Origin of the sequence: Actinokineospora globicatena, assembly GCF_024171945.1 — a bacterium.
In the GTDB taxonomy this organism is placed as follows: domain Bacteria; phylum Actinomycetota; class Actinomycetes; order Mycobacteriales; family Pseudonocardiaceae; genus Actinokineospora; species Actinokineospora globicatena.
On sequence record NZ_JAMTCR010000004.1, the window covers coordinates 596864 to 614881 of the forward strand.

An 18018-nucleotide genomic window follows, 5' to 3' on the forward strand; every position below is an offset into this window, starting at 1 on the left:
AGCGGCGGGCGGCCAACGTTGTCGGCGGGAGCCTTGGGGTAATGCGCTCGGGGTCCTAGCCAGTCGTAGGTGGTGGGCTGGACTGGGCGTGGGGACTTTGTGGAGCGTGGGGTGGCAAGGCGGGTGGGCTGAGTGGGGCGTGGGATGGTGGGTTAGATCGGCCACTGTTCTTGGTGCCAGGCGGCGTTCCAGAAGAGGTATTCGTAGCGGGCGGCGGTGTGGGCGCGGTTGCGGATGAGGAGTTGGGTGCCGGGGGTGGATTCCCAGGCTATGCGGGTGGTTGTGGTGAGGATGTGGTTGGTGGCTTCTTGGAAGTCGGGGTCGGCGTAGGCCTCGATCCAGCGGGCGTACAGGGGGTCGGGGGAGCCGACGGCGCGGAGGTGGGTGCCTACGCGGGCATAGAGCCAGTAGCAGGGGAGTACGGCACCGACGGCTTCGGCGTAAGAGCCTCGGTAGGCCGATGCGAGCAGGTAGTTCGTGTACGCAAGAGTGGTCGGCATCACGGGTTCGGCCAAAGCCTCTTCCGCCGTTGTGCCGAGTTCGGTGAGGAGCCAGGTGTGGAGGGTTTGTTCGGCGGTGACGGCGTTGGCGCTGTGGGAGGCGAACATCGTGACGTCGTCGTCGTGGGTCGCCTTGGTGGCGCAGAGGGTGAGGACGCGGGCGTATTCGCGCAGGTAGTGGGCGTCCTGGGTGATGAAGTGGCGGAACGCCGGGCGGGGGAGGGTGCCGTCGCCGAGGCCGGTGATGAAGGGGTGGGCCAGGATGGCGGCGTAGATGTCTTCGATGTCGGACCAGAGTGCGGCCACGAAACGGTCCCCGTCAGTCATGCCGCCAAGGCTAGCGCCGGACCCGCTCCAGGACCCGCAGGAACGACTCGTTCGCCTTCGCCAGCACCTCCGCCTCGTCGATGGTCGTGAACACGCGGTCGGCCAGGAGCACCACACCGTCGACGATCGTGTGGGTGACGTTGGCGCCGGAGGCCGCGAAGACGAGGTGCGAGTACAGGTGGTCGGCGTTGCCCGGCTCCAGCGGGGTGAACGCCTGGTGGTGCAAGTCGAGCAGGATCACGTCCGCTTTGCGACCGGGCGTCAGCTCCCCGGTCTCGTGGCCCAGTGCCCGCGCACCGTTGCGAGTCGCCATGCCGAGCATGTCCGGGGCCTGGAACAGCCCGGCATCGGTGCGATTCGCCCGGTGCACCAACGACCCGAACTTCATCACCTCGAACAGGTCCCGACTGTTGTTGCACTCCGCCGCGTCGTGGCCCAAGCCCACGTTCAGCCCGGCGGCCAGCATCTCGGGCACCCGGGCGATCCCGTTGCCCAACTTGGCGTTCGACGTCGGGTTGTGCGCGATCTGGGTACCCGTCTCGCGCATCATGGCGATCTCGGCGTCCGACAACCACACGCAATGCGCCGCGACGCAGTCCGGGCCCAGGATCCCGGTGTCCGCCGCCAGCTCGGTCGGCCGCCTGCCGTGGCGCGCCAGCACCGTCTCCACCTCGCCCAACGACTCGTTGAGGTGGATGTGGATGCCGGTCCCCAGGTCGTCGGCGAGCCCGCGCGCGTCGCGCAGCAGCTCCGGTGAGGCCAGTGGCAGCCACTCGATCCCGACCCGCACCTCGATCCGCCCACCTGCCTCGCCGTGCCACCGCCGGAACGCGCTCTCGTTGTCCGCCAACGTGTCCAGCCGGTGCTCGGCGATGGCCACGTCGTTGGACAGCACCGCCCGGATCCCGATCTCCCGCGCCGCCCTGCCCAACGAGTCCAGCTCGCGGTACATGTCGTTGACCGTGGTCACCCCGCAGCGCAGCGACTCGCTGTAGCTGGCCAGCGCCGCCCAGTACGCGGCCTCCGGGTCCAGCGCGCGGATCAGCGGGTACCAGCACGTCTCCAGGTACTCCAGCAACGGCAGGTGATCGCTGTACCCCTTGCCCAGCGCCGTGTGGTAGTGCAGGTCGACCAGACCGGGCAGCACCGCCTTGCCCTCGGCGTCCAGGACCCGACCTGCGGGAACAGCGGCGCCCGCGGGCAGCACCTGGGTGATCCGATCGCCCTCGATGACAACGGTGCCGCCGTGCAGCACGTCGCCTGCATCGTTCATGGTGACCAAGACGCCGTTGCTGATGACCAGCGGATCGGACAAGAGGGGCCTCCCCGGTGCGATACTGGCTCGCTACTACCAGCCAGTATGACCGCGCCAGCTCGACCACGGGAGCCGTTGATGTCCGCCTATCTCGACCAGCTGTTCAGCCTCGCCGGACGGCGGGCCGTCGTCACCGGCGGCAACTCCGGCATCGGGCGGGCGATGGCCGTGGCGCTGGGGCGGGCCGGTGCCGAGGTCATCGTGGTGGCCCGCCGTGAGGACGCGCTGCGCGAGACGGTCGAGGAGCTGCGGGTCACCGGCAAGGCCGACTGGGTCAGCGCCGACCTGTCCGAGCGCGCCCAGGTCCACCGGGTCGCCGACGAGGTCATCGGCCGCCACGGTGCGCCGGACATCCTGGTCAACGCCGCCGCGGTCAACCTGCGGCCGCCGATGGACGAGCTGACCGAGGCCGACTGGGACCTGACCCTGCGCGCCAACCTGGAGGCCCCGTTCGTCCTCGGCCAGCGCTTCGGCCCGCTGATGGCCGACGCGGGCTGGGGGCGGATCATCAACGTCACCTCCCAGCAGGCGGTCCGCGCGTTCGGCAACAGCGGCGCCTACGGTGCGGCCAAGGCGGGCCTCGCGGGGCTGACCCGGTCGCAGGCCGAGGCGTGGTCGTCGCGCGGTGTCTGCGTCAACGCCGTCGCGCCCGGCTTCGTGCGCACCCCGCTCACCGCGCCGGTGTACTCCAACCCCGCCCAGATCGAGGCGCTCGCCGCGCGCACCATGATCGGCCGCAACGGCGAACTGGCCGACTTCCCCGGCGTCGCTGTCTTCCTCGCCTCACCCGCCGCGGCCTACGTCACCGGCCAGATGGTCTTCGTGGACGGCGGGTTCTCCGCGAAGTGAGTCTTTAGGCTCCAGGTGTTGACCCAAAACCGCGTTCCGGCAACGAAACCCGACACGGTGGGAAACCGGTGCCGGAGCTTGTTCTTCCCAGTTGGTGGTGGCCGCCGCCCGCTGGGTGGACCGCTGGCCTTGGCGCCCGGACCGGGTTCGCCAGTTGGTCACCGGGATGGCGGTCACCCGGCCAGTCGATAGCACCCGGCCATCCCCGCCGCGTGATTGGTCCCGCGACCGGACCTGGTTCGAGACTGGACCGACTGATGGCTACGCCTGGAGACCAAAGCGCGGCCACGACAGCCGAGCCTCCCCGGGCTGAGCGCGCCCACCGGCGGCTCACGACCCAGAGGAGTGCCCGTGTCGCACCGAAAACGCCGTGTGCTTGCGGTGACCGCCCTCGCGGTGCTGCTGGTCGGCGGCCAGAGCGCCGCCGCAGGTGCCCCGGTGGGCGGTGGTCACCGCCCCGGCGACTGGCCAACGTGGACGGGGGACAAAGGTGGATCCCGTTTCGCCTCGGCGGAACACCGGATCAACCCGCGCACCGCAGGCAAGCTGACCCTGAAATGGGCCTTCGCCTACCCCAAGAACGGGTTCCCGGCCAAGAGCCAGCCCGCTGTCGTCGGTGACACCATCTACTTCGGTAGCCCTGACGGCAAGTTCCACGCCCTCGACGCCCGATCCGGTGCCGCGCGGTGGAGTTTCGACCTCGGCACCGTCGCCCCGCGCGCGGTCGTCATCGACGGTCCGACCGTGGCCAAGGGCAAGGTGTACTTCGGCGACACCAACGGGTACATCTACGCCCTCGAACAGCGCACCGGGAAACTGGTGTGGGCCAAGGACACCGAGCCACACGCGGCGGGGCAGCACACCAGTTCCCCGCTCTACCATGACGGTCGGATCTACGTGGGCGCGTCGAGCGGCGAGAACGTCACCCCGGACCGCAACTACCCGTGCTGCACCTTCCGCGGCCACATCGACTCGCTCGACGCGGAGACCGGTGAGCTGGCCTGGCGCTACTTCACCGTCCCCGAGCCGAAAGCGGTCGGCACCTGGCCCAGCGGCGCGACCCGCTACGAGCCCTCCGGCGCGGGTGTGTGGAGCAGCCCGATCGTCGACGAGCGCACCGGCACCCTCTACGTCGGCACCGGCAACCTCTACTCCGGCACGACCGGCGACTTCGACACCCTGCTCGCGCTCAACGCCCGCTCCGGCGCGGTCAAGTGGAAGCAGCAGGTCACCAAGGCCGACACCTGGCGGCTGCTGTGCGGGTTCCCCGACGCCGAGGGCTACTGCCCCGGGCAGAAGGACGGCACCGCGCTGGACTACGACCTCGGTGCCACGCCCACGCTGTTCCAGGTCCGCGGCCGCACCTATGTCGGCATCGGCCAGAAGAGCGGCGTCTTCCACGCGTTTGACGCTCGCTCCGGTCAGCCCACTTGGCGTCGTCAACTCTCCGTCCCTATGCCCGGCGGCGGCCTCTCCGGCGTGCAGTGGGGGACCAGCTTCGACGGGCGCAACATCTATGTCGCGACCAACTGGGGCAACCCGGGCACTCTCTTCGCTCTTAACCCGGCGAACGGTGACGTCGTGTGGCAGACCGAGAGCCCTGCCGACGGTTGCACGACCGGTGGCGCCGCCCAGCACCCCACGGTCTGCAAGCGCGCCCACACGCCAGCGGTGACCTCCAGCCCCGGCCTTGTCTACGAAGGTAGCGTCGACGGCAAGATGCGGGTCTACGACGCCAAGGACGGCAAGGTCCTCTGGACGTTCGACACGATCCGCGACTTCCAGGGCGTGAACGGGCTAACCGGCAGCGGTAGCGCTATCTCCGGCAACGGCGGCGCTGTCGTGGCCAACGGGATGCTCTATATCCAATCCGGCTACTGGCCCGCTTACCCGTCCGACCACGGCAACGTCCTGCTCGCCTTCGGCCTATAACCCTGTCGCTCCGGCGCTGGGGATAGTCCTAGCGCCGGAGCACGCCATGGGAGCGACATGACCTCACCGACCTTCCGCAGGGTCGGGGGCGCGGCACTGGCGTTCACCTTCGCCGTCCTGCCGATGTCCGCCGCCCGCGCGAGCCAACCCGAACTGAAAACCGCCCCCGTTGTCGTTACCGTCAGCGAGGGCACCAACCTGGCCGTGTCTACGTCACCTCGTGACGGCACGATCCTGTTCGACCTCCAAGGCCAACTGTTTACCCTGCCTCGCGGCGGTGGCTCTGCCACCGCGATCGGGGACATCAACCTCGACCCGTACTGGCCGTCGTTCTCCCCGGACGGCAAGCTCATCGCCGTCCAGTCCCTCGCCGACGGCATGTTCCGCGTCCGGCTCCTCACCGCGGACGGCCGGTCGTCCTGGCCGCTGACCAGGGGCGAGTACGACGACACCTACCCCGCCTGGTCGCCGGACGGCACCCGGATCGCCTTCACCTCGGACCGGGCCGGTGGCGAGGACATCTGGACCGTGGACACGCGGGGCGGCGAGCCCAGGCGGATCACCACGGCGGCCACGGCCGAGTCGCAGCCGACCTGGTCACCGGACGGGCGCGGCATCGCCTACGTGCAAGGCAACACCATCGAGAGCATCGATGTGGCGACCGGGGCCGTGACCACCCTGGTTCCCGCCGGTCAGGGCACCGTTGCGGCGCCGTCGTGGTCACCGGACGGCAAGTCGCTGTCGTTCCTGCGCACCGGTCCGGGCGGGCGAACGGTGCAGGTGTGGCAGGCGGGTGCGATCCGCCAGGTCGGCGCGCACACCGATGTGTTCCCGTTCCCCGCGCGGTGGTCGTCGCCGGACGAGCTTGTCTACGGTGCGAACGGCGCGATCGTGGTGACGCAGGCAAGCAGTGGCGCGAGCAAAACCGTGCCGTTCCGCGCAACGTTCACCCTGAAACGTGACCACTACGAGCCGAAAGCGCGCGACTTCGACACCAGACGACCGCAGTCAGTGCGGGGGATCGTCGGCCCCGCACTATCGCCGGACGGCCGGTCGGTGGTGTTCAAGGCACTCAACGACCTGTGGGTCGCGCCACTCGGCGGTGTCCCCAAGCAGATCACCTCGGACTCGGCCTACGAGGTCGACCCGGCGTGGTCGCGCGACGGCAAGCAGATCGCTTATGCGTCAGACAAGGCAGGCACCGAAGACCTCTACGTACTCGACCTCGCCACGAACCAACATCGACGGATCACCACGATCGACGGCGCGGAGTACGCCCCGGCCTGGTCCCCGGACGGCAAGACACTCGCGTTCCAGGACCAGGCCAACCAGACGCTCACCGTCGATATCGCCACTGGCGCGGTGACCACGGTGCTGCCCGGATCGTTCAGCGTGCCGGGGAAACCGAGTTGGTCGGCGGACGGGAAAACGCTTGCGCTGGCGGTGAACTCGGCCGATCGCAACCAGATCCAGCTGGTCACACTCGCGACAGGGGCGAGCAAGGTCGTCGAGCCCGTGCCGTTCGGCTCGGTGTCTACGCGCGGCGATGATGGCCCGGTGTTCTCGCCAGACGGCCGCTGGCTCGCCTTCTCCATGGACAGCGTGCTGTGGGTACTCCCGGTTGCCCCCGACGGCACACCGACCGGACGAGCCCGCCGGATCACCACCGAGGCCAGCGACGCACCGAGCTGGGCGGGTGACTCGCGAACGCTGCTGTACCTGCACAACGGCACCCTCAAGCTGACCACAGTAGACGGTGGAAGCAAGGAAGTCCCACTGCGGTTCTCCTATCGCCAAGAGAAGCCAGAAAGTCGGCTTGTCATCCACGCAGGGCGGCTGTGGGACGGCCGCGACCCCGAACCACGGACCAATGTGGACATTCTGGTGGTCGGCAACCGGATCCAGCGGATCGAGCCGCACCAGCCGGACCGACCGCGAGGCGGGTGGACCTTCATCGACGCCAGCGGCCTGACGGTCACGCCAGGCCTGGTGGACGCGCACAACCACCAGCAGATGCGCTCGAAGGTCTTCGGCGACCGCCAAGGCAGGCTCTTGCTGTCCTACGGCATCACCTCGACCCGCTCGACCGGTGACGCCGTGTACCGGGCGGTGGAGGACCGGGAGTCGCTCGCGGCCGGGACCCGGGTCGGGCCGCGCTACTTCATGACCGGCGAGATGCTGGAGGGAACGCGGCTCCTCTGGGAGTTCTCCCGACCGGTCCGCGACGAACGGCAACTGGCCCTGGAACTGAGCCGGGTGCGCGAACTCGACTACGACCTGGTCAAGACCTACGAACGGTTCCGGGTCGACTGGCAGGCGAAGGTCGCCGACCAGGCGCACCGGCAGGGCATCGGCACGACGTCGCACTACCTGTACCCGGCCGTCGCCAACGGGGTCGACTCGAAGGAACACCTCTTCGGACCGTCCAAATGGGGCTTCGGGTTCGCCCGCGAGTCGTCCTTCGGCGGACCGTACGAGGACGTCCTGCAGCTCGCCGCGCGAGGACGGATGCTCTTCAGCACAACGTTGTTCAGCGCCAGCACGCTGCTGGCCGACGATCCGGGCATCGTCGCCGATCCGCGTGTGCAGGCCCTGTTCACGACCCAGGACAAGCAGGCGTTGAACGCCAAACTCCTGTGCGCCCAAGGACTTGGCCCGTGCGGTTTCCTGGACGGCACACCGGCCCAAGCCCGCCGTGACGTCGAGCTGATCAAGCGGTTGCTCGCCGCCGGGGCGGGTGTGGTCGCGGGCACCGACGCGCCACTGGACACCACGGCCGTCAGCCTGCACCTCAACCTGCGGTCGATGGCGAAGTACGGTGTGGAACCGTTCCAGGTCCTGCGCAGCGCGACCTCGGTGCCTGCGCGGCAATTGGGCGTCGACAAGGACCTTGGCACGGTGGAGGCGGGCAAGCTCGCCGACCTCGTGATCGTCTCCGGTGACCCCACGCGGGACATCGCCGCTCTCGCCGATGTGCGCTGGGTGGTCAAGAACGGCGTGCCCAGGACGGTCGACGACGTGATCGGGCCGTTCCGCTGACGGGTCGGCGGGGTGGGGGTCCGGCCCCACCCCGCCGAGCCGGTCAGCCGGGGACGCGGTCGTCGGCGATGGCGGCCAGGACGGTCGTGGCCACCGCGATCGTCTCGGCGCGCGAGCACTGCTGGCGGACCACCCGGTGGTCGGCGGTGTGCAGCCCGCCGAGGGAGAGGTCGGCGGCACCGGGGCGGCTGCTGCCCAGCGCCACCGTCGCGACGACGCGCTCGGAGTCGGGGATGACGGTCTCGTGGAAGATCCCGGCGGTCAGCGTGTAGCTCTCACCCGCGCGGTGCTCAGTTGTGGCGGCGACGTGCGCGCGGACCAGCCGGTCGGTCGCCTCGATGGTGTCGCCCTCAGCGTCGCTGCGGACCTGGAACACGCGGTGCGTCGGCGCGGCGCTCTCCTCGACCCGGATCGCCTGGTTGAGCAAGCCGCCGACCAGGACCCAGCTCAGCAGGTCCCAGCTGTGGCAGTGCGTGGGCGAGGTCGTCGGCGGCGCCAGGGTGCGGGCGGGTTCCCACAGGTGCACGCACACACCGTCATCACCGCCGCGGTACACCGGCACGCACACGAACCCCAGCGGGTGACGCACCGCCGCCACCGCCCGGTCGCCGCTGACCACCCCGGCCAACGCCGCCCGCGCCCAGCCGACCAACCACCCGCCCGCACCCCGCCCGATCGCGTCGAACAGCTCGGAATACATGGTGAACGCCCCGGAAGTTAGGCTCCCCTGCCCGACCAGCCTAGCAACGCCCGCGCGTGCCCCGGAAGGTCACAACGGCCCGCTGTCCCGGATCTGTCCGGAACTCGGCGGCCCACCCGACCGTTGACCCGGGGTGACCCCGCTCGAGCTGATCCTGTCGCTGAGCATCCCGGCCTCGTCCCTCGGCGTGGTCGCCTTCGGCGTGCACGAACTCCGCCGCCGCAAGAACAAAGGCCTCGACGGCGCCCCGCTGACGGCCACCTACGTCAACGAGTTCACCGCCCTCTTCTACGCCTCCAAGCGCATGGAACTGGACCACCGCGACACCATGTCCATGATGCGCGAAGAAGACTCCTCCGGCGCCCGCCCCTGGGACCTCACCAACGGCATAGTCCTACCCCGCCGCCCACCCACCCAGCCTTGACTCCCGCGTCAGTCCCCTTCCGCGGCCGTTGCTGGACCCCAGCGCCCCCAAGCGCCTTGCGGCAGCTCCGCCACCGGCCGCCCGCTGAGGCGCGCAGACTCCGCCACCTCACCCATGGCGCCTCACCCACAGTGCCTCCTTCCATTGCGCTTCCGACCCCGGCCGATTGCCTCGCCTTCCGCTGTTCGGCCTGGCCGCTCGGCCTCGCGTGGCGCTCCCAGTCTCCCTGGACGCTCTTGCCTGCGGCGCTTCCGGCCCCGCTCGAATAGCCTTGCCTACCGCACCGCCTGGCCCCGCCGAACGGTTCCGGGTCCGGCGACCAGCGCGTCTCTTCCCACCCTCCGGAGCGGTCTCACTGCGGCGCTCCCCGCCCCCGCGGAATAGCCTCGCCTGCGGTGCCGCCTGACCCACCGGGCGGTCATCCCACGGCGCTCCCGGCCGCCGAATGGCCTCACGCGGTTCTTCGCTACCCGGCCGCGCTTCCCGCTGGCGCTCCCCGCCCCCCGCCCCCCGCCGAATGGCCTCGCGCGCGCGAAAAGCGAGTGCCCGGCCCCCACCCTCTCCGGGGGGCGTCCCTGGGCCAGTCTACCGGGCCCCACCGACAGTCGATCTTGAACCGACCCTCGCAGAGATCGACATGTGGATAACTTCTGTCACCCAGCGGCATGAATATTTGGGTCGGTGGGGCAGGGGATCCGCAGGTCGGCTTGTTCGAATGGGGGAGGCGGCAGCGCGGAGCCTCAACGCGAGATGATCAGGGGTCAGCCGACGAGGAGGAGGGTGGCCACTGTTGCCGTCAGGGCGGTGATGGCGAGGCCTGCGCTGGTCCACAGGAAGCGGGTCATGGGGACGCGGATTCCGTTGGCGATGCAGCGTTCGTACCAGAGGAGGGTGGCCAGGGAGGCCCACGGGGTCACGATGGGGCCGACGTTGGTGCCGACCAGCAGGGCCAGCAGTTGGTTGTGGTTTTCCAGCGGCACAACGGATTCGCCCGCGACGTAAGCGGGGAGGTTGTTCACCAGGTTCGACAGCAGCGCCCCGGTCCCCGCCGCTCGGGCCGCGCCTGCCGCGTCGTCGGAGTCGCCCATCATGGCGTGGACGAGGTCGGCGAGGCCGTGGCGGTTGATGGTCTCCACCACCAGGAACAGCCCGATCACGAACACCAGCAGCCGCCAGGGGAGCAGGGCCGGGGTCAGGGCGGAGCGGCGGCGGAGCACGAAGGTGATGACCAGGATCCCGGCCGCCACAGAGGAAGCGATGCCGATGGGTACCCCGACCAGGATGCCGATCACGAACAGCGCGCAGGCCACCGCCGCGACCCGGAACAGCACCCCGTCGGTCGGCTGGTGGCGTTCCGGCACCGCGTACCCCGGGCGGCTTTCCGTGCCACGCCAGTAAAAAACCCACAAGAACGCCGCCGTCACCACGATCGCGGCCAGCTGCGGGGCCCACATCTTCGCCGCGAACTCCGCCGGGGCAAGGGCGACCCGGTCGGCGGCGAGCAGGTTCGTCAGGTTCGACACCGGTAGCAGCAGGCTCGCCGTGTTCGCCAGCCACACCGTGGTCATCGCGAGCGGGAGCGCGGCCACGCCGAGTTTCGCGGCCAGGGCCAGCAGGACCGGGGTCAGCAGCACCGCCGTGGTGTCCAGGTTGAGGCCCATGGTGGTGACGGCGGCCAGCGCGACGCACAGCAGGAACAGCAGCGGGTAGCGGCCGCGTCCCAGGATCGACAGGCGGGTGGCGACGACGTCGAACACCTCGGCGACCGCCGTCAGTTCCGCCAGGATGATGACCGAGCCGAGGAACAGCAGCAGCGGCACCAGTCGGGTCACCGTCGCCCGCGCGTCCGCGGCCGGGAGCGCGCCGAACGCCACGCAGAGGCAGCCCGCCAGCAGCAGTCCGAGGGCGACCCAGTCGAGCACGTGGAGCTTGGGCAGCCCGCGCGTCGCGCCATCCAGCCGCTTGTCTGGCATGCGCGACATGCTGCCACACCGGCGCCGCCGTCCCCGGAATGGGCTATCCATTCCCCCCGGTGCCGCAACAACGGGAAAACCGCGATCCAGACTTTTCCGGAACCGCTGTCGCCGCGCCGGACAACCGCACTACTGTGTGCTCGCCCACGCGATTCCCATTCGGAGGAGATCCGCCGATGGAGACGGTCGACATCGTGGCGGTCCTGCCACGGCACCTCGACACCACCGCCCTGGCCCTCAGCGACCGCCTCACCGCCCGGATGCGCGCGGGTGGCAGCCCGTCGTGGTTCCGCCTGGGTGACCGGTTCGAGGCCGGTCCCGCCGCGCCGCACGTGTCCCTGTTCATGCTCGCCGTCGAGCCCGACGAGGTCCCCGGGGTCGTCTCGGCGACCCGCGACCTCGCCGCCGGGATGGCCGCGCTGGTGGCCGAGGGCGAGTACTACCGGCACAACCCGGTCGGCGCGCCGGAGCTGTACTTCCGCAAGACGGCGGAGTGGATCGCCTTGCAGCGGGCCGTGATCGAGGCCGTGGAGCCGTTGCGGCGCGGCCGGTTGCGCGACACCGACCCGGCGGGCGACAGCGTCGCGGGCATCATCGGCGATCCCGGCCAAGACCCGGTGCGCCGCGAGCAGTTGACCCGGTTCGGCTTCGACGAGGTCACCGAGGTGTGGGACGGCGGCGCGACCGACCGGTTCAACCCGCACGTCACCCTCGCGTGGCCGGTCGACCCCGGCTTCCGGGTGGAGCTGTCGGACCTGCCGCCCGCCGCCGAGTTCAGCGGCCTGCTGCCCGGCCTCGCCGTTTACGGGATGAGCCGGTACGGCACCTGCACCACATTGTTCGGTGCCGCCCCTTTCGGCGTGACCCCGATCGGGGGATCCGGTAGCGGAATTCCGACGGGTAGGCTCGATGTCCATTCCGCTCGCCTGCCACGCGGAGAATAACCGGACAAGGGCGGTCCTTTCCCTCGCCCGCCGCCCGGCCGCCCGCTGACGGTCGAACGGGGTCCACCGAGCTGGGGAGGCCTGGGTGAGCCGAGCGGAGCCGGGGTTCGGGGCGCGATTGGCGCAGGCGCGTCGGCGGCGGGGTTTCTCGACGGGGGAGTTGGCCGCCGAGTGCGCCCGGCTGGGGTCCGACGCGCTCGACGCCGCCGCGATCGCCGCCATCGAGTCGGGTGCCCGCGGTGTCACCACGGCTGAGGTGTCGCTGCTCGCGCTCGCCCTCGGGATGGCGGTGGCCGAGCTGGTGCCGACCCCGCTGCCCGGTCCGCGTCCGCCGGTGCGCGGCCCACGCCCACCCCGGTCCGGCCCGGTCGACTTCTTCGTCAGCTACTCGCTGCTCGACGACGCCTGGGCCACCTGGATCGCGCACGAGCTCGAGTCGGCCGGGTACTCGGTGATGATCCAGGCCTGGGACTTCGTGCCGGGCACGCACTTCCTGGACTTCATCGACCGCGGCATCCGGGAGTCCTCGGCGGTCATCGCGGTGCTCTCCAGCAACTACCTCGCCTCGCAGTACGGCAAGCTGGAGTGGATGGCGGCGTACCAGGCCGCGCACGACCGCCCGGACAGCAACCTGCTGGTGCCGGTGCGGATCCAGAACATCTTCCCCGAGGGCCTGCTCGGCCAGGTCACCTTCGTGGACATGGTCGGCATCGAGGAGCCGGAGCTGGCCAGGGCGCGGCTGCTCGACCGGCTCGAACACGCGCTGACCGGCCGCGCGAAGCCCGGCGACAACCCGCGCTTCCCCGGCAAGGCCCTGCCAACGGTCGCAGTCGTCGAGGAGACCATCCCGAACCCGCGCGGCGAACACACCTCCGAATCGGCCGAGTTCCCGCCCACGGCAAAGCCAACGAGCAACCCCCGCCACGAACTTGGCGTCCTGCACCTGCCTGGTCCCAGGTTCGGTCGCGACCCAGGTAGCCCTGTCGACCGGCTCGCCGCGTTGGACGCCGGTCTAGCCCGCCTCACCGAGTCAGGCCTACCGACGCCTGAGCTTGTTGTCATCAGCGGCAGCCTCACCGACTCCGGTAGCCGCGAGCAGTTCGACCAAGTACGCAGCTTCCTCACCGGATTGCGCTCACTGCTGGGTATCGACGCGGGCAGGCTGGTAGTCGTACCTGGCGGAGGTGACATCACCGCTGCCGCGTGCGAGGCCTACTTCGCGCACTGCCGCGCGGAAAGCCTCAACCCGGAGCCGCCGTACTTCAGCAAGTGGCTGCACTACGAACGCCTGCACCGCGAGCTCTACCCCGGCGGCAACGGCCCCGGCACCGTGTTCGACGCCAACCAGCCGTGGTCGCTGATCGAGATCGCCGACCTGCGGGTGGTCGTCGCCGCGTTCAACTCGACCCTCCCGCACACCCACCTGACCCTCGACGAGCCCGGCAAGCTCGGCGAGGGCCAGCTCGAGTGGTTCGCCAACGCGCTCTCCCCGTACGTCGACGCCGGGTACCTGCGGCTCGGCGTGGTCGGCCACACCCCCGGCGCCGCGGGTGGTGCCGGGCTCGCCGACGCCGACGCCCTCGACGCGGCCCTCGGCACCCGGCTGAACCTCCTGCTCAGCGGCGACACCTCCGGTACTGGCAAGGTCGCCCCGCAGGCTGGCGGCATCCCGCCCGCGAGCGCCCCCCGGCTGCTTCACCTGACCCGTGACGGCGTGGAGACCTGGTCGCTGGTCGGTGGCCCGCGCCGGACCGGCGGGGTCGCCCGCCCGTGGCACGCCGCCGCGCGGACCTTCACCCCACCCGCCGGTCCCCGGGTCCGCCAGACCGAGGTGCGCCAAGCCGAGGAGGAGCGCTCCGAGCACCCGGTCGACCAGTTGCTGCGCCGGATCACCGAGGTGCTGGAGGTCCGCCACCCCGGCGCCGCGGTGCGCAGGCTGCCCGGTCGACCGCCGGTGCTGCGGGTCAGCTACCCCGACGGCGACCTGGTGCCGCAGTTCCTGATCGCCGCGCACGTCGGTGAGCCGACCGCCCAGGACGTCGCCGCGCTGGCCACGGTCCGCAGGCGCAACGCCGAGGACCTGACCTCCGAGCTGGTCTACCTCGGCCCCAACCCCGGGGTCACGCTGCGCGCGGCCGCGACGCGCGACGGGATCCGGCTGCGCAGCTTCCTCGAGTTCCAGGGGCTCCTGGACCTGCGCGAGTACGTCGCGGCGCAGACCGACCGGCTGCGGCAGGACCGGGTGTACCCGCCGGAGCTGTACGTGCCGCAGCGCTTCCGCGAGATCGAGGTGGCCCCGGGGACCGTCCCGGACGTGCGCGAGGACGTGGTCGGCGAGCTGGTCGACCTGCTCTCCGCCGACGAGGGCCGGTTCGTGCTGCTGCTGGGCGACTTCGGCCGGGGCAAGACCTTCGCCATGCGGACGCTGGCGATGCGGCTGCCGACCGAGCTGCCCGGCGTCTCCCCGGTGCTCATCGAGCTGCACGCCCTGGACAAGGCGCACAGCGTCGACGGGCTGGTGGCCGCGCACCTGGCCAACAACGGCGAGTCCCGCATCGACCTGCGCGCCTTCCGCTACCTGCTGCGCCAGGGCCGGATCGTGCTGCTGTTCGACGGGTTCGACGAGCTGGCCAGCCGGGTCAGCTACGACCGCGCCGCCGACCACCTGACCACGCTGCTTGCCGCCGCCGAGGACCGCGCCAAGATCATCGTCACCAGCCGCACGCAGCACTTCCAGAACGAGGCCCAGGTGAGCACCGCGCTGCGCGACCGGCTCGGTGTGCTGACCCAGCGGCGGATCCTGCTGCTGGAGGACTTCACCCGCACCCAGATCGACGACTACATGGTCAACGCCTACGGCACCGAGCGGGGCGTCGCGCGGGAACGCCTCGAGGTGATCAACCGGGTCGACGAGCTCGGCGGTCTGGCCCGCAACCCGCGGATGCTCAGCTTCGTCGTCGGCCTGGACACCGACCGGCTCGAGGCGGTCGACAGCGCGGCGAGCCTCTATGAAGAGATCCTGACCGCCTGGCTCACCTACGAGTACGAGAGGGCTAACCCTCCCGGCGCGCAGGCAGGCCTGTCCATCGACGAGATGTGGTCAGCCGTGACCACGCTGGCGTTGCGGGTCTGGGAGTCCGACGACGTGCTGCTGCGGCTCGACGATGTCGCGGAGGTCGCCCAGGCGCTGGCGGAGCTCGTCGACGCCCCGATGTCGGCCCAGCAGGCCACGCACGCGGTCGGCGCGGGCAGCCTCCTGGTGCGCACCGAGGAAGGGCTCTTCGGCTTCATCCACAGCTCGGTGGCCGAGTTCCTGCTGGCCAAGGAGATCGCCAGGCACTTCGCCGCCGGTGACGACACGCCCGCGCTGCTGGGCCGCCGCAAGCTCTCGGAGCTGACCGTCGAGTTCCTCTGCGACCTCGCCGACACCAGGCAGCTGCTGCTGTGGGTCGCCCGACCGGCCAGGGACGCGGTGGTCGACGCCAACGCGCTCATGGTCAGCAAGCAGATCAGCGGTCCGGCCAAGACCGACATGCGCGGCGCCGTGCTGCGCGGCGAGGACCTGTCCTGGCGCGACCTGTCCGGCGTCGACCTGTCCGACGCCGACCTGTCCGACACCCTGCTCATCGGCACCAAGCTCTCCCGCGCCACCCTGCGCGGCGCCCGGCTGCGCCGGGCCAGGCTCGACCGGGCCCTGCTGCGCGACGCGAACTTGACCGGTGCGGACCTCGACGGCGCCCGCCTCCTCGAGACCGACCTGCGCGGCGCGGTGATCACCGGCAGCAGCTGGGCCAGGGCCGCGCTGATCAACGTCCAGGCCGACCAGGACCTGTGGGACGCGCCCGCGCTGCGGGCCGCCGCGATCGTGCCCGGGCAGCCGGTGCTGACCGGTCTGCGCCCGGCCGGTGTCGGGGTCCAGTTCGGCTTCGAGGACGGCAGGTTGCCCAACCCGCTGTCCTACAGCCCCGACGGGTCGCTGCTCGCGGTCGGCGGCGGTGACGGCGGTGTGCTGCTGTGCGACACCGACCGGGGCCTGCCGCTGCGCATCCTCGACGGGCACCTGGACCGGGTCTACGCGGTCGACTTCGGGCCGCCCGACAGCGCGCTGGTCACCGCGTCCGCTGATGGCACGGTGCGGTTCTGGGACCCGGCGACCGGGGAACCGACGAAGGTCATCGCCGACGGGGACGGGCACACCGCGCCGATCTGGCCGCTGCGGATCTCCCCGGACGGCACCCTGGTCGCCTACGGGGACAGCGCGGGCACGGTCGTGGTGCGCACGATCCCCGGCGGCGACGTGGCGCACCGGCTCACCGGGCACGTCGAACGGGTGTGGGCGCTGGCCTTCCACCCGAGCGCCCCGCTGCTGGCGACCGCCGACGAGTCCGGCGCGGTGCGGGTCTGGGACCTGACCACGGGCGCCGAGCGGCACCGGTTGCTCAGCCTCGGGTCGGCGGTCTACACGCTGTGCTTCAACGCCGACGGGCGGTTGCTCGCGGCCGCCGGGCAGCACGGGTACCTGCGCCTGTGGGACGTCGAGACCGGCGCCGAGACGCACACCCTCGGCGGGCACGTCGAGCACGTCTACTCCGTCGTGTTCCACCCCGACCAGGACGTGCTGGCCAGCGGCGACACAGCGGGCCAGGTCCGGTTGTGGACCATCCCGCCGCGCGGGCGGGCCACCGGGGCGGCGCTGCAGCACCGGCACGCCACCGCCGTCTACCACCTGGCATTCAGCCCCGACGGCCGCACATTGGCCAGCGGGGACAGCGACGGCACGCTGAGGGTCTGGGAGACCGCGTCCGGGCGGGAGACCCACGAGGTGCTCGCCCACCGCGGCGCGGTGTGGCCGCTGGCGTTCCGGGCCGACTCCGCGCAGCTGGCCACCAGCGGCCGCGACGGCGCCGTCCGGCTGTGGGACCCGGACTCCGGCAGGCAGCGCTACGAGCTGCACGGCCACGGCCGCCGGGTCCTGCAGGTCGGCTTCAACCGCGACGGCGACCTGCTGGCCGCGGCGGGCAACGACGGCGTCGTGCGCGTCTGGGACCCGACCACCGGCAGGCAGCTCAAGGTGCTCACCGGCCCGGACGACCAGCTCACCGGCGCGGTGTTCAACCCGGTCAAGCCGGTGCTGGCCACCGCGAGCAACGACGGCGGCGTGCACCTGTGGCACCTGGGCACCTGGCGCGCCGACCAGGAGCTCGACGTGGAGACCGAGTACGTGTGGGCCAGCGCGTTCGCCCCGGACGGGGAGGTGCTGGCCACCGCCAACGACGACGACACCGTGCGGCTGTGGTGGCAGGCCACCGGCCGCGAGGTGCTGGTGCTGCACGAGCACCGCGGCCGGGTGCGCTCGATCGTCTTCAGCCCGGACGGGTCGCTGGTGGCCACCGGCTGCGACGACGCCAAGGTCCGGCTCTTCGACCGGGAGACCGGCGCCTGCCTGGCCACCCTCGACGGCCACGCCGACCGGGTCTACGACGTGCGGTTCAGCGCCGACGGGCAGGTGCTGGCCAGCATCAGCAACGACGGCACCGCGGTCCTGTGGCGGGTCGCCGACCACAGCAGGTCGCTGGTGGTGCGGGCCCAGCGCGGGCGGTTGTGGTCCGGCGCGTTCAGCCCCGACGGCCGGGTGCTCGCCGTCGCCGGGGACGACGCGGTGGTCTACCTGTGGGACACCGCGACCGGCGCCGAACTGGCCAGGATGGCGGGCCACACCCGCCGCGTGCTGTCGCTGGCGTTCAGCCCCGACGGGCGGACCCTGGCCAGCGGGTCGGCCGACGGCACGACCCGGCTCTGGGACGTCGAGCGGCAGGCGCTGCGGCTGACCATGATCGGGTTGCCCGAGGCGTGGGCGGCGGTAACCCCGGACGGCCGGTACAAGGTGGACGGTGCCCCCGGCGGCGAGTTCTGGCACGCGGTGGGGCTGTGCCGGTTCGAGGTCGGCGAGCTGGACGCGGCGCTGCGGGAGGTGCACGCCGTGCCGTTGACGGAGCCGTTCTGAACGGGCGGGCC

The 18018-nt window shown here is 71.1% G+C and carries 10 protein-coding genes; 6 read left to right on the top strand and 4 right to left on the bottom strand.

Annotated elements, in window-relative coordinates:
- Nucleotides 1-152 precede the first annotated feature (152 nt).
- Together tenA and LV79_RS21610 are read right to left on the bottom strand one after the other, a co-directional pair.
- Nucleotides 153-827 (bottom strand): thiaminase II, encoded by a 675-nt coding sequence (gene tenA / locus LV79_RS21605; RefSeq protein WP_253839951.1) that lies wholly within the window; start codon nt 825-827, stop codon nt 153-155.
- A 10-nt stretch (nt 828-837) separates the two neighbouring features.
- Entirely contained in the window at nt 838-2142 is a 1305-nt protein-coding gene (locus tag LV79_RS21610; RefSeq protein ID WP_253839953.1) for an amidohydrolase family protein, read from the bottom strand.
- A 78-nt stretch (nt 2143-2220) separates the two neighbouring features.
- On the opposite strand from LV79_RS21610, the gene LV79_RS21615 reads away from it, so the two are divergent.
- The 3 genes from LV79_RS21615 (at nt 2221) to LV79_RS21625 (ending at nt 7962) form a co-directional block, all read left to right on the top strand.
- On the top strand, nt 2221-2991 hold the full coding sequence (locus LV79_RS21615; protein ID WP_253839954.1) for an SDR family NAD(P)-dependent oxidoreductase: 771 nt from the start codon (nt 2221-2223) through the stop codon (nt 2989-2991).
- 351 nt (nt 2992-3342) lie between these two features.
- The gene (locus LV79_RS21620; protein ID WP_253839956.1) at nt 3343-4923 is read left to right on the top strand and encodes an outer membrane protein assembly factor BamB family protein; all 1581 of its coding nucleotides are present in this window, start codon (nt 3343-3345) and stop codon (nt 4921-4923) included.
- A 57-nt stretch (nt 4924-4980) separates the two neighbouring features.
- Entirely contained in the window at nt 4981-7962 is a 2982-nt protein-coding gene (locus LV79_RS21625) for an amidohydrolase family protein (protein ID WP_253839957.1), read from the top strand.
- A gap of 43 nt (nt 7963-8005) precedes the next feature.
- Here LV79_RS21625 and LV79_RS21630 read toward each other — a convergent pair whose 3' ends face one another.
- The gene (locus tag LV79_RS21630) at nt 8006-8662 is read right to left on the bottom strand and encodes a hypothetical protein (protein WP_253839959.1); all 657 of its coding nucleotides are present in this window, start codon (nt 8660-8662) and stop codon (nt 8006-8008) included.
- Nucleotides 8663-8795: 133 nt separating this feature from the next.
- Here LV79_RS21630 and LV79_RS21635 point away from each other — a divergent pair, with 133 nt between their 5' ends.
- Nucleotides 8796-9086, top strand: coding sequence for a DUF6191 domain-containing protein (locus tag LV79_RS21635; protein ID WP_253839961.1), 291 nt, complete (start codon nt 8796-8798; stop codon nt 9084-9086).
- 761 nt (nt 9087-9847) lie between these two features.
- Here LV79_RS21635 and LV79_RS21640 read toward each other — a convergent pair.
- Nucleotides 9848-11059, bottom strand: coding sequence for an ArsB/NhaD family transporter (locus tag LV79_RS21640; RefSeq protein WP_253839963.1), 1212 nt, complete (start codon nt 11057-11059; stop codon nt 9848-9850).
- 176 nt (nt 11060-11235) lie between these two features.
- Here LV79_RS21640 and LV79_RS21645 point away from each other — a divergent pair, with 176 nt between their 5' ends.
- Both LV79_RS21645 and LV79_RS21650 read left to right on the top strand, forming a co-directional pair.
- Nucleotides 11236-12003, top strand: a complete 768-nt coding sequence (locus LV79_RS21645) for a hypothetical protein (RefSeq protein WP_253839965.1) — start codon at nt 11236-11238, stop codon at nt 12001-12003.
- An 85-nt stretch (nt 12004-12088) separates the two neighbouring features.
- Nucleotides 12089-18007 (top strand): WD40 domain-containing protein, encoded by a 5919-nt coding sequence (locus tag LV79_RS21650; protein WP_253839967.1) that lies wholly within the window; start codon nt 12089-12091, stop codon nt 18005-18007.
- Nucleotides 18008-18018 lie beyond the last annotated feature (11 nt).

What these genes read in the sequence shown, in the direction of transcription:
- tenA (WP_253839951.1), bottom strand. Translation starts at nt 827, where the DNA reads ATGACTGACGGGGACCGTTTCGTGGCCGCACTCTGGTCCGACATCGAA.
- LV79_RS21615 (WP_253839954.1), top strand. Translation starts at nt 2,221, where the DNA reads ATGTCCGCCTATCTCGACCAGCTGTTCAGCCTCGCCGGACGGCGGGCC.
- LV79_RS21625 (WP_253839957.1), top strand. Translation starts at nt 4,981, where the DNA reads ATGACCTCACCGACCTTCCGCAGGGTCGGGGGCGCGGCACTGGCGTTC.
- LV79_RS21630 (WP_253839959.1), bottom strand. Translation starts at nt 8,662, where the DNA reads ATGTATTCCGAGCTGTTCGACGCGATCGGGCGGGGTGCGGGCGGGTGG.
- LV79_RS21640 (WP_253839963.1), bottom strand. Translation starts at nt 11,059, where the DNA reads ATGCCAGACAAGCGGCTGGATGGCGCGACGCGCGGGCTGCCCAAGCTC.
- LV79_RS21645 (WP_253839965.1), top strand. Translation starts at nt 11,236, where the DNA reads ATGGAGACGGTCGACATCGTGGCGGTCCTGCCACGGCACCTCGACACC.